At 49.2% G+C, this 13279-nt stretch carries 6 protein-coding genes; 2 read left to right on the top strand and 4 right to left on the bottom strand.

The features are described 5' to 3' along the window. Positions 1-6: 6 nt before the first annotated feature. The 4 genes from IE073_RS05110 to IE073_RS05125 all read right to left on the bottom strand — a co-directional run bounded on the left by IE073_RS05110 (position 7) and on the right by IE073_RS05125 (position 11970). On the bottom strand, positions 7-10191 hold the full coding sequence (locus IE073_RS05110; RefSeq protein WP_189582165.1) for a cadherin domain-containing protein: 10185 nt from the start codon (positions 10189-10191) through the stop codon (positions 7-9). 238 nt (positions 10192-10429) lie between these two features. Further along, positions 10430-10846, bottom strand: coding sequence for a DUF6691 family protein (locus IE073_RS05115; protein ID WP_189582168.1), 417 nt, complete (start codon positions 10844-10846; stop codon positions 10430-10432). A 1-nt stretch (position 10847) separates the two neighbouring features. Further along, positions 10848-11273: a YeeE/YedE family protein gene (locus IE073_RS05120; RefSeq protein ID WP_189582171.1), complete on the bottom strand. Its 426-nt coding sequence runs from the start codon at positions 11271-11273 to the stop codon at positions 10848-10850. A 67-nt stretch (positions 11274-11340) separates the two neighbouring features. Continuing rightward, complete coding sequence (locus IE073_RS05125; RefSeq protein WP_189582175.1) at positions 11341-11970, bottom strand: peroxiredoxin; 630 nt, start codon at positions 11968-11970, stop codon at positions 11341-11343. A gap of 196 nt (positions 11971-12166) precedes the next feature. Between IE073_RS05125 and IE073_RS05130 the strand changes: the two genes are divergently transcribed. Beyond that, positions 12167-12826, top strand: a complete 660-nt coding sequence (locus IE073_RS05130; RefSeq protein WP_189583831.1) for a peroxiredoxin — start codon at positions 12167-12169, stop codon at positions 12824-12826. Beyond that, complete coding sequence (locus tag IE073_RS05135) at positions 12823-13278, top strand: ArsR/SmtB family transcription factor (protein WP_189582178.1); 456 nt, start codon at positions 12823-12825, stop codon at positions 13276-13278. Before IE073_RS05130 ends, IE073_RS05135 begins: the two co-directional genes overlap by 4 nt. Position 13279: the final 1 nt, after the last annotated feature.

Below are 13279 nucleotides of genomic sequence, written 5' to 3' on the forward strand. Positions count from 1 at the left end.
GCACGATTATCCGTCTATTGCGGCCCCGCTGTCTTGAACCATAAGCAGGTCAGCAATGAATTGCATCTCCATAGCGTTGATATCTTGTTCAAATAACGCCTGTTCCGGCCCTATCTCAGCGGTAGGCGCATTCTTGAAGACCAGTTCAGCGGGAAATATTTCTTCGGCAGTAAAGGTTTCGAGGCCATTTGCTGTCAGATCAATCACATCATCGTCTTCTACGCTAAAACTTGAGAGCGCAGGATCACCCGTTTTAACAGTTCCACTCTCATCCTCTGGCATATCATCCACAGTGATCGTGATGTCCTGCGTTACCGTATTCAAACCATCAAATACCTCGACTGTGACGTCATAGACATTGTCACCATTTGCATCGAGGGGCGTTTCAAAATCTGGGGCTACGACAAATTCAATGTCACCAAAAAATGAACCAGGGCCGTCTAAGCTCGTCGCGACTGTAAAGAATGCCGCGTCGTCGCCGCTGAGGCTGATCGTCAACGTGTCACCGAAGTCGTTGAAATCATCGGCAGCAATGACTGAACCAGTGAAAACATCGCCTTCGGGAGTAGTGCCATTATTTACAGTTAAGTCAGGCGGTGTATTCACGTCGTTCACGCGTACAAAGAAGGTTTGCGTAGTAGTGTTACCGCCATCCGAAGCCGTTACCTCGACTTCATACTCGCCATCGGAATTGGCGTCGGTCAAGAATGTGGCATCTGTCGTATAAGCAAAAGCCAGCGTGTCAGCATCAGGTCCGATCAATGCAAACTCAATGTTATCGTCACCACCCGTAATCTCGAAAGTCACGTTGTCACCGTCGGCATCCGTCGCAAACAAAGAGGTCACCGTGGTTTGCCCCTCATCGATAGAAAGAGAAGGTTCTGTAACAAATACGGGAGCGTTTGCACTTATCGGTGAGTCGTCGAGATCACCCACCGTTATCGATAAGTTATCGCTAACGGTATTGACCCCATCGGAAAGCTCAACCGTCAATTCGTAAACATTGTCACCATCCGCATCCAAAGGCAGCTCAAAGTCTGGTGCGGCGACGAACTCAATCCTCGCCTCAACGGTGCCAGGATAGGTATATGAATTCACGAACTGGAATAGCAAAGCATCAGGGCCAGAAAGCGACAAGGTTAAGACGTCATTGAAATCGCGATAATCACTACCGTTTACAAAGAGCGCCGGATCGACTTCGTTCTCATAGGTGAACCCGTCTGATACGGATAATGTTGGCGTGAAGTTCACGTCATTTATCGTAATTTCGAAAAGTTGCGTCGTTGTATTATCGCCATCGAATGCTGAGATTTCGACTTCAAAAACGCCGTCACCATTAAAATCATTTAAGAAATCGAATTCAGGTGCAAAATTGAATGATAGCTCGTTCCCATCGATACCGCCAAGTGAGAATTCAAACCGGTCATCACCGCCAGCCGTGATTTCATAAGAGATTTCATCCCCATCCACGTCTGTCGCTTCTATAAGCCCAACGACGGCTATTCCCTCATCTATCGACAGCGCTCTTGGTGTTACGAACGCTGGTGGTGCACCGATTTCTAAGACATCGGTAACGGTGACCGCAATGCTATCCACAAAAGTGTTCACGCCATCTGAAACAATTAGTTCTACTAGATAGACTCCGTCACCATCGCTATCTGTTGGCGACTCGAAATCAAGTGGCGAGACAAGATTTAGGTGCCCTGTAATAAAACCTGGGCTTGAAGATACAGCGGAAAAATCGAACGCGGATGCGTCCTCTCCGCCTAAGGTTACAGTTAAGTCATCAAAATCAGGATAATCGGAATAGCTAAAGGACGTCGTCAGAACTTGGTTTTCCGGAACGAAAATATCGTCCGACTCTGTTTGTCCCAAGCGATCCAGGAAAGGTGCGAAATTCACATCTGCGACTTCGACAGACAAAATCTGCTCGGTGACATTTCCAGTGCCATCATCAGCCAGGATCAACAAATTAAAGATATTGTCGCCTGGTTCACCCGCGTTATCGAATAAAAGTGGCCCGCTATGGGAGACTTCGCCCGTCCGATAATCGATATAGAAGCCAGCGGTCTGGGGATCATATGGCAGAGAATATGTCGGAGTTTCACCGTCAACATCGGTCGCACTCACCTGAGTTACGAAAAAGTCATAAGCTCCATCAAGATCTATTTCGCGGACTTCATCCACGACGAGTGAATTCGGGCTCACAAAGACAGGTGCGTTGGCACTTTCAAATACATCCCGCACAGTTACCGCGATGGTCTCAGTCGTAACGCTAGTCCCATCAGACGCAGACACCTCTAGGATGTAGATATTGTCACCATCAGAGTCTGTCGGATTTTCAAAATCGGGAAGTCCAATGAATTCAATCGTACCCTGAGAATACCCATCATACCCAAAGCTATTAATCAATTCAAAAGCTGCGGCATCCTCACCACCCAAACTGAGTGTAACAGAGTCTAGATCGAAATCCCGACCAGAAACGAAGAACGACAAACTCTCGTTCTCATCTCCCGAGTAAGTTGGAGAGACGCTAACTGTTGGCGCAACATCAATATCAGTGACCTCAATCGTGATCGTCTGTGTGGTCTGATTGCCTGACCCGTCATCAGCCGTCACTTCGACTGTATAGACATTATCCGCAAAGTCGTCGGCTTGATTAAACCGAGGCGGATTATAGAAATTCAATTCGCCAGTATAGGAATCGACGTAGAAAAAATACTGATCCTCGCCGCCCGTAACAGAATATGTCGGCGTTTCCCCGTCCAGATCATCTGCACTAACAGTAAGTACAAATGTGTTCGTCTCTTCAACTATGGAGGTTGTGGCCGTCGTAAAGACGGGTGCGTTAGCAGACTCAAATACATCGGCTACAGTAATAGAAACTATTTCCGTGACGATGTTAACGCCGTCAGTAACGATAACCTCTATCTCATAAACATTGTCGCCGTCGGCGTCCAAGGGGGTCTCAAAGTCTAATGGCGCGATCAGTTCTACAGAGCTAAAAGCATAACCAGAATAATTATAACCGCCAGTCAAAGTGAAGAATTCAGCGTCGTCTCCCCCTAGCGATAGGGTAAGCACTTGGCGGTCATAATCCTCACGGGCCGTCACTGAAAATGATAAACTCTCATTCTCATCGACGACTCTTGTTTCGGGAACCGAGAGCGTCGGAGCCACATCTACATCTAAGACCTCAACAGTTATAGATTGGCTTGTTTGGTTACCCGACCCATCGTCGGCGGTCACTTCGACAGTATAGAAATTATCGTTATAGCTGTTGTCAGGCTGATTAAACCTCGTTTGTTGGCTAAACGAAAGTTCGCCCGTAACAGGGTCGACCGCAAATCTGAATCCGTCTTCTCCACCCGTGATGGAATAAATCGGAAGCTCACCATCGGCATCCGTCGCATTAATCGTTGAAATGCTGTCTTGGCCCTCATCAACGGAAAGAACTGTCGGCGTGGTAAAGACCGGCGCATTCAAAGTTTCGAAGAGATCTTCTACAGTGAGCGAAATCGTATCCGTGACAATATTCACACCATCAGTAACGGAAATTTCCAACTCGTAGACATTGTCACCATCGGCATCCAATGGGGTCTCAAAGTCCAATGGCGAAATCAGTTCCAATTGAGCGGTAGAATACCCATTATAATCCGTAAAAATCGTCAGGGAAAAGAGGTCTGCATCCGCACCGCCAAGGGACAGCTGCAGTAGTGAATCGCTATCTCGATCACTCGCAGACACAAAAGTGGAATAGGTTTCATTTTCAATAATTGTGACGAAGTCTGGTATCGTAAGAGTCGGAACAAGGTTTACATCCAAAACCTCGATCGTGAAAATCTGAGCGGTCTGGTTTTGCGACCCATCATCAGCCGTAATTTCGACCTCATAAATATTACTCTCCGGAAAATATGGATTAAATTCAGGCGGGGTATATATGAAGTTTAGATCACCAGTTTCGCTGTCAATTCCGAACAGATAGGAACTCGCCCCACCCGTAATTGAGTAAGCAACGGCCTCCCCATCTGCGTCATCTGCATTAATAGAGGCAATAAAAGCCTGAGCCTCATCAACGGTCAGAGACGTTGGTGTCGAAAAGATTGGCGCATTCGCGCTTTCGAAGAGGTCTTCCACAGTCACGCTATAGGTTTGCGTCACGACATTGACGCCATCCGACGCGACAACAGCTAATTCGTAAACATTATCACCATTCGCATCGCGCGGCATTTCGAAGTCAGGTGGAATTATAAAGTTGAGTGCCCCAGCTGCGTATCCGCCGCTATTACTGGAGAATTGAATCTCGAATAAATCGGCATCATTACCTTCCAGTGAGATAGTTAGCTGTGCATTGTCATAATTATCACGCACTTGGAAAGATAATGGCGCCGACATATCATTCTCGAATATTGTCGCGTCGGTCTGGCCGTTGGAAAAGAACTCAGGTGCGACGTCAGCATTTAAAAGCTCAACGGTGATAGTCTGGGTCGTTTGGTTTGAGGAACCATCGTCAGCCGTTACTTCAACTTCGTAGGTGTTATCACCAATCGGATCAAAAGCTACAACGCGACTGAACCCTAGCTCACCCGTTTGATCATCTATGTCGAATACGAACTGATTTTCGCCGCCCGTAATCGAATAAGTCGGTATCTCGCCATCTGCATCTGTTGCAACGACAGTCAGGACAGTCCCTGGTCCTTCATCCACAACGACGGCGTTAACGGATGTGAAGACAGGTGCATTCTCGCTTTCGAAAACATCACGGACCGTGACCGTAATTGTCTCCCTAACAGTGTTCACACCATCAGAAGCTACCACGTCAACGGTGTAAACATTATCACCGTCACCATCAGTTGGATTTTCGAAGTCTACAGGTTGAAACTCGATTTGCCCGCTGGCGTAGCCCAACGAAGTATAACCGTTGACGAGACCAAAGGCCGCCTCATCCCCACCCTGCAAAGTCAAAGTAATTAGCTGATCGTCAAAACTCTCTCTTGCAGACACGGTAAATGAACCCAGTTCATTTTCGTCAATAACGATCTCTGTTTGCACGTCTATCGTCGGGGCAACGTCGACATCAATAACTTCAATGGTAATTGTTTGAACCGTTTGATTAAACGAACCGTCATCGGCGATAACGTCAATTGTGTAGATGTTGTCGTAGGAACTATCCGGCTGATTGAAATCAATGGGATAGGCAAAGCTTAGCTCGCCCGTCGCCGAGTCGAGGTCAAAAAAGTTTGCGTCATTTTGCGAATTAGCAAGAGAATATGTTAGCGTTTCTCCATCGGCGTCATCCGCATTGATTGTCAGGACCGTGGTCTGCCCCTCCTCAACAATTACCGAATTCGGAGTAGAGAAAATTGGCGCATTTGCGCTCTCGAACAGATCCAAAACCGTAAACTGTATCAATTCCACAGTCTCATTTAATCCGTCAGAGAATGTGATCTCCACCTCGTAAACATTGTCAGCATCAGAGTCGTCTGGCGCCTCAAAATCAAAAGATTGATTTATCCTAAGGTCGAAACCTGTTTCTCCAAAAGACGTGGTGTACTCAGGCGTTACTGAAAAGAACGCTGCATCTGCGCCCCCTGTGATAGTTGCCGACACAACATCAAAGTCGAGATCCGTCGCAACAATAACTTCACCATAGCCAGCTATATTGTTTTCAGAAATATTGCGGTCCGTGGCCCCCACTGGGACGGTCGGCGCAAATTCGAGGTTGGTTACAGCAATGTCAAATGTTTCAAGCGTGAAGTTTGTCCCGTCGAATGCAGCAATCGTAACATTGTAAACATTGTCGAGATTAGCGTCGAGCGGCGTAGAGAAAGACAAAGCGTCATTCAGCATCAGCTCGCCTGTCAACAAATCGATCGAAAACAAGCTAGCGTCACCCTCGTCAGGAGAGATAATTGAATAAAGAATATCCGCACCCTCTGGATCGATAGCGCTAATTTGAAAAGATGCTTCCCCTTCAAATTCATCGACGTTGAACGATATGTCGCTCGTGAAGACAGGACTCTCCCCGCCCTCAACCAAGTTCAGATTAAACATCTGCGTGGTTGTGAAATCGCCATCAGAAACGGCAATCTCAACCTCGTAAACACCGTCGCCATTTGCATCCGTAGGCGCGTCGATACCGAACAAATCTGCGAAACCAATCAATCCCGTATAAAATTGGGCCCCAAATGAGTTTGCCACAACAAAGAGATCAGCATCCGCACCGCCCACGATCTCAAAAGTGAGGTTTTCAGCGAAAGTTGGAATCTTGATCCCATTCTCATCAATTTCGAAACCAGAAATGCTGATGTAAGATCCATCTTCATCCGCCGCTCGGAAAGCAAACAAACCGTTTGAACTGGCCAAGTCTGCCGCCGCATTTATAGAGGGGGCGAATTCATTGACATCTGTGACTGTGACATAGGCATCCTGATGGGTTACAAAATCGCCATTTATCGCCACCACGGAAACATTATAGCCGAGAGCTTCCAAGTCTTCGACCGTATCCGCGTCCGCAAGCACGCCGTTTAAGCTTTCTGTGTTGAAGATTGCTTCAAAATCTGGTGCGACAATGAAGCTGACGAGACCAGTGTCTTGGTTTATTGAGAAAAGTTCTGCATCCTCGCCTTCAAGCAAATAGCTTGTCCCCTCTCCAAGAGACGTCGCCACAAATGCAGACGTTGTATTTTCATCAACAAAAGCGAGTGTTTCGCTGAGCCCTTCGAATTGCTGTCCGCCAAATAAAACGAGTGCTGAAGCAGACCCGTTGGGTTGTCCGAATAAGCCAACAACTACATCGTCAACACCGTCGCCATTGACATCCCCAGCCGCCGAAAGGCCATCTCCTAGACGGTTTCCGACGAGTGTTAGACCCTCTAGCGCGCCAAGATCGCCTAAATTCACCACCGATTGGCCGTCGTCATTTAAGGCCCCGACTTCGTCACCGCCGAATATAATCGTGGAGAAACTTAAATTCGCGGATGTTATGATGACGTCGGCGAATCCGTCATTATTAAAATCCCCAATACCTTCGGCTCGGAAACCCGCAAAACTCCCAGGAAGGCCGCTCAAAAGAACGCCCTGATCAGCTGTAAGCGTCGAGACATCTAATAATAATCCCCCTTCGCCGTCATCTGACCCAAATCCTGTTTCATCGCCAAAGATAACGTAGGCTTCGCCAGTTCCACTCCCAAATGAGTCGGAGGCACCGACCAAAACATCATTAAACCCATCGCCGTTGAAATCACCAATGCCAGCCACGGATATGCCAACAGTTGTAGGGCTAGCGTCCGTGCCAATAATTTGAATTCCTTCAGACGCAGAAAGTTCTGCGAGGGAAAGAACGGATAAGCCTGAACTGTCTGGCGTGCCCGAACCGTCAGGACTACCAAAGATCACATAAGCTGCGCCCTGGCCCGTTGGATCACTCAAACCAAAATCATCTATGCCGTCAGAATTAATATCGCCAACCGCGGCGACTGTGAATCCAAGAAAGTACCCTGATGAAGCATTTGTGACGAGAAAACCTTGATCTGCCGTAAGGTTTGATAAGTCTACAACGTGCCGTCCATCTGCCGCGGTTTCGCCAAGCGTCTCAGTCGTACCATAGACGACAAAAACGCCACCGTCTGAAAGATAATCTGTATCGGAGAGGAGGAGGTCTGCGATGCCGTCCCCATTAACGTCTCCAGCATCAGACACGTCATATCCCAGTCGACCAGAGTCTTCACCGCCCACAAATACAAGTCCCTGCGCCGGCGTTAGAGCGGATAAGTCGATGATTTGTTGACCGGTTTCATCCGTTTCGGCAAAGTCACCCTCTTGACCGAAAATGATGTAAGAGGCACCCGCATTTGGAGCGAACAGGTCTACACCCGTCGCACCGATCACAAAGTCATCAATTCCGTCACCATTAAAATCACCAGCCGACGAAACGGGGCGAAGGTAATCACCACCGGCTTCCCCTGCTACCAAAAACCCGTCCTCGGCTGCCAACGTATCAAGATTGATGGTTGAAACTCCATCGACCGAAGTTCCAAAGCCGCCCTCCCCGCCGAAAACAACAGCAACTAAACCTGAGTCTTCACCATTGGCATCCGCTTCACCAATACCGACCAGAATATCGTCAAAGCCGTCATTGTTCACATCGCCCGCATCTGAGACGATTGGCGCAAAGTTTTGTCCGTCGATCTGCAAGACGATAAATCCGCTATCCTCCCCAATGCCGTCTTCAAGGACAAACGGCGCAGAATTCTCTTCGAAATACCCCCCAGGATTATACCCATATTGCTCCGCGAGAATTGCAGCTTCAGATAAGTTTCCGGCCGCATCCGTCGCTGTAGCAGACAATGTATCTCCCCTAAGGCTCGCGCTTGATGTGGAGAGGAAGTAGGCCCCATCTGTATCGGCTATCGCTGTCCCCAATGAGGTGGTCCCATCGAAAATTTCAACGGTTGAACCAGCCTCTGCCGTACCTGTTATGGCCGGCAAGAATTGTACAGAGCCGCCATCGCCGTTTTCACTGGCCGTGAAGATGTTGACCAAACCTACGGAGAGAATAATGGGCGCATCTGGGGCTGTGTCGTCAACGTCCGCTACAGAGATGGAGACGGCTTCAATGTTAATTAATTCACCATCTGTCGCGGTGACGGTTACATCATAGACATTGTCACCATCTGCATCGGCAGGCGCTTCAAAGTCTGGGGTCTCGATAAAGGTGACAACACCTGCCGCCGCATCAATGGCAAAGAGGGCCGCGTCGGCGCCGGACAGAGCATAGCTCAGCGCATCGCCATCAACATCGGTCGCGGTGGCGGTGAAAGCAGCGGTTTGATTCTCGGCAGCTGTGAAAGCTGGACCACTGGTGACAACAGGCGCTTCGTTCACATCGGTGACTGTAATCGCCACGTCTTGAGAGCTCGACAACTCACCATCCGTTGCGGTGACGGTTACATCATAGACATTGTCGCCATCTGCATCGGCAGGCGCTTCAAAATCTGGGGTGTCGATAAAGGTAACAACACCTGTCGCCGCATCAATGGCAAAGAGGGCCGCGTCGGCGCCGGACAGAGCATAGCTCAGCGCATCGCCGTCAACATCTGTGGCGCTGGCAGTGAAAGCAGCGGTTTGATTCTCGGCAGCTGTGAAAGCTGGACCACTGGTGACAACAGGCGCTTCGTTCACATCTGCAACCGTGATCGCCACATCTTGTGACGTTGAGAGTGTCCCATCCGTTGCGGTGACGGTTACATCATAGACATTGTCACCATCCGCATCGGCAGGCGCTTCAAAATCTGGGGTGTCGATAAAGGTGACAACACCTGTCGCCGCATCAATGGCAAACAGCGCGGCATCGGCGCCCGACAGAGCATAGCTCAGCGCATCGCCATCAACATCGGTCGCGGTGGCCGTGAAAGCAGCAGTTTGATTCTCGTCGACGGTAGTAGCCTCCACCACGGAAATGACAGGCGTTTCATTTTCGTCGGTCACTGAAATGTTGACAGTCTGGGAGACTTGTTCAGCGCCGTCTGAGGCCGTTACTGTCACGGTGTAAGTGTTGTCCCCATTCGCATCGGCTGGTGATTCGAAATCGGGCGCACCATTAAACGTAACGACACCCGTCGATCCATTGATTGTGAAGAGACCTGCGTCTGTGCCTGAGAGCGTATAGGTCAGAGAGTCATTATCGGCGTCTGTTGCAGTCGCTGTGAAAGCGGAAGTTTGGTTTTCTGAAGCTGTCGTCGTTAACGGGGAAGAGAAAATAGGAGCATCATTACTCTCACCTTTCGACAATGCGAAGGCACCGGTGCCTGCTGCAGCGGCACCAGCCGCTGCAATCGCAACCGTACTGATCGCAGCAGACCCGATTGTGAGGCCAGCAGCAGCAATCGCGGCTTCTGCGACAAAAACTTGTCCGCCGACGATGGCGACTTCCGCCGCCGCAAAGGATACCGTTTCACCGCTTGCCAATAGGACTTCGACAGTTCCGTCAGCTAGGGATGTGATGCTCTTGAAATCTTTGATTGAATTAGCAGCTTGGAAACCATCCGGGACAACCTCCACGCCAACGTCCTGCGCATTCGCTGGCCCTGCAATCCCCAGAAGCGCAAGGGCCGCTAGGCTCACTCCACTCAGGCGGGCTTTATACCCACTCAATGCTTTCTGATTACCCGAAAAAAAGCTGCGCGTCATTGTCGCTCCCAATATATTGCAACCTCAAGCTTCTGACGAGAATATTGCTATATGCAAGGAGTTTTTAATAAAATCTGGGGAACCTTAACTGAAGTTAGAAAGATCAGAGAATGCTGTCTCCGGAGCGCTTCTTTTTTTTGACAAGGCGCAGATAGGGTTTACGACATTAAACCTGACGGAGCACATGCAGCCAAGATAACTGCCGCACCCAGCAAAGAAAACACGGGGATTCTGACCATTATGTTCTCGCTTTGAGGAATCTATATGTGAAGATCGTAGCGATCATCGTCCCGACAAAAATATAGGCGTTCAGACCCGCAAAACTCGCACCCGCCAAGGCAGGACCTGGGCAAAGACCTGCAAGCCCCCACCCAGCGCCGAACAGAGCCGCCCCGACGAGAAGCGGCGCATCGATATCTTTGCGAGTTGGCAGACGAAATTTTTCATCAAAAAGAGGTTCGCTGCGCTTAAGTACAATACGATAACCGACAAGGGTCACGAGAAGCGCCCCGCCCATCACGAATGCAAGACTTGGATCCCAATTCCCTGTGATATCCAAGAATGAGATAACTTTTTCAGGGTTGACCATTTGGGACACTGTTAGACCCCCGCCAAATAAGAGGCCTGCGATGAAAGTCGAAACGGGAAGCCGCATCTTACAACCCTCCAAAGCTGCGCATAATGAGGACCGTGACAATACCGGTGGTCATAAAAGTGAGCGTCGCTAGCAGGGATCGCATGGACAGTCGCGCATTCCCGCAAACACCATGCCCGCTCGTACAGCCGTTTCCTAATTGCGTGCCGACACCGACAAGCACGGCAGCCAGTATTAACAACGGCCCCGTTGTTGGAAATTCTATCTCAAGACGTGAGGGTTGAAAGAAACCAACAATCAATGGGGCGAGTATCAGTCCCGCAAGAAAGGTCCACCTCCATGATTTATCACCTTTGTCCGCGTTGAGCGCACCGCCCAAAATACCACTAATACCGGCAATGCGACCAGCACTGGCCATAAGCCAAACGGCTGACAGCCCGATCATGGCCCCGCCAATGGCGGCTGAATATGGCGTAAAATTTTCCATTTGTTGTCCTAAAAAATGCCCCCTGACAGAGAGGAAAATGTCAGGGGAAGCCTAGTTGTAAGGGGGGTTAGCTGATGGATGTATACCGCAGATAGGGCCGGATTTCGTCGAAGCCTTGCGGAAACTTTTTAACCGCATCCTCATTTGAGACAGACGGGGGAATAATAACTTTGTCGCCGACTTTCCAATCAGCTGGCGTCGCAATCCCATTCTTGTCGCCAGCTTGTAACGCATCAATCACACGTAAAATTTCATCGAAGTTTCGCCCGACGCTCATAGGATAGGTCATTGTCAAACGAACCTTCTTGTCAGGGTCAATAATAAACACCGATCGAACAGCCGCTGTATCGCTTTCATTTGGATGGATCATATCGAAAAGTTGCGCAATTTTGGTGTCTGCATCCGCCACGATAGGAAATATCAGCGTCGTATTTTGCGTGTCATTGACATCATCAATCCACGCCAAATGCTCTTTAACGCCATCAGTTGAGAGGCCGAGGGGTTTGGTGTTGCGTTTAGCAAATTCGTCCGCGAGCTGAGCCGTACGGCCCATTTCAGTCGTGCAAACAGGCGTAAAATCGGCTGGATGAGAAAAGAAAAAGCACCAACTATCGCCAATCCAATCGTGAAAATCGATCTCACCAGTTGTCGTCTCCACGGTAAAATTGGGAGCGACGTCTCCAATACGCAAACTCATTGTAAAATTCCTTTTTCAGCTACCGATACGATCTAATTGTCAGCTCCAATTAAGACGTGGAAAGAATTTAGTCAATATACACTTTACGTAATTTTATTATTGATTTTGTATAATGTATTTTATAGAAGCGGAGAAATATGACTAGCCGTTGGAGAACATTGTGACATTACCTGAAAATCGCGCCCCTTTTGATGGTATGGCTCCAAGTGCGAACGTGGGACCTAAGCTCGACGAGCCTGCCCCATTATTTACCGCACGGACAACGCTAGGCACGTGCGCTCTCGAGGATTATCGAGGGCAATGGGTGGTCCTGTTCTCACACCCCGCCGACTTCACACCCGTTTGCACCTCTGAATTTATTGCTTTTCAGAACGCGTTGCCGGAATTTGAAGCGTTAAATTGCGCTTTGATTGGCCTGTCCGTCGACAGTGTGTATTCCCACATTGCATGGCTGGAGAGCATTGAGGCAAAATTTGATGTCAAAATCACGTTTCCTGTGATCGAAGATGTCTCCATGGCCGTGTCCACCGCATACGGCATGATCCACGAAAGGTCTTCGAGCACGGCAACGGTGAGGTCAGTGTTCATCATTGACCCCAACGGTATATTGAAAGCCCTTACGCATTATCCCTTAACCGTCGGTCGCTCGGTAAATGAACTTTTGCGCCTCTTGAAAGGCCTCCAGCTTTCTGAACGAGAGAGCGTGGCCATTCCCGCGGAATGGCAGCCGGGCGGTGAGGTTTTGTACAATGCGCCCTGCCTTTTTAACGATGCCATTAAAGCACACGATGGTCAGGCATGGTATTTTCGCAAAGTTGCAAATGACACAGGTGAGCAGGATGAGGTGACCTCATGAGCTTTAGCGAGGACATGATAGCAAAGGCCCCGCAGGTCGCGGCCCAACTCAAATTACTGTCCAACCCTAATCGTTTAATGATTGTTTGCCGCCTCTTAGAGGGCGAACTATCCGTCGGCGATATTGAGGAAGAGTTGGGAATACGTCAGCCGACCCTCTCGCGTGAACTTGGTCATCTTCGCGATGCGGAGATAATTTCCCCTCGCCGCCAGTCAAAAGTCGTTTTTTACTCTCTAACAAGCTCCCCCATGCGCAATTTAATCGAAGCTATTTGCGAAGCAAGTGGTGGCGGGTCGCGAAATCGTCAAAAACTAGGCGTCCCAGCAAGAGGCACGAAGGGCCAAAAAGCGATTGCCTTCAACCCCCGTCCCAAATTCACAAAATCCGGATCGCCCTCTTCAGAAGATCGCGGCTACAGCGTTTTCGCCTCCACCAAAAAACAAGGAGTTTAGT

The organism is Litorimonas cladophorae, assembly GCF_014652455.1.
GTDB classification, from domain to species: domain Bacteria; phylum Pseudomonadota; class Alphaproteobacteria; order Caulobacterales; family Maricaulaceae; genus Litorimonas; species Litorimonas cladophorae.

Coding starts and splice junctions, on each gene's coding strand:
- IE073_RS05110 (WP_189582165.1), bottom strand. CDS start 10,191: ATGACGCGCAGCTTTTTTTCGGGTAATCAGAAAGCATTGAGTGGGTAT.
- IE073_RS05115 (WP_189582168.1), bottom strand. CDS start 10,846: ATGCGGCTTCCCGTTTCGACTTTCATCGCAGGCCTCTTATTTGGCGGG.
- IE073_RS05125 (WP_189582175.1), bottom strand. CDS start 11,970: ATGAGTTTGCGTATTGGAGACGTCGCTCCCAATTTTACCGTGGAGACG.
- IE073_RS05120 (WP_189582171.1), bottom strand. CDS start 11,273: ATGGAAAATTTTACGCCATATTCAGCCGCCATTGGCGGGGCCATGATC.
- IE073_RS05130 (WP_189583831.1), top strand. CDS start 12,167: ATGGCTCCAAGTGCGAACGTGGGACCTAAGCTCGACGAGCCTGCCCCA.
- IE073_RS05135 (WP_189582178.1), top strand. CDS start 12,823: ATGAGCTTTAGCGAGGACATGATAGCAAAGGCCCCGCAGGTCGCGGCC.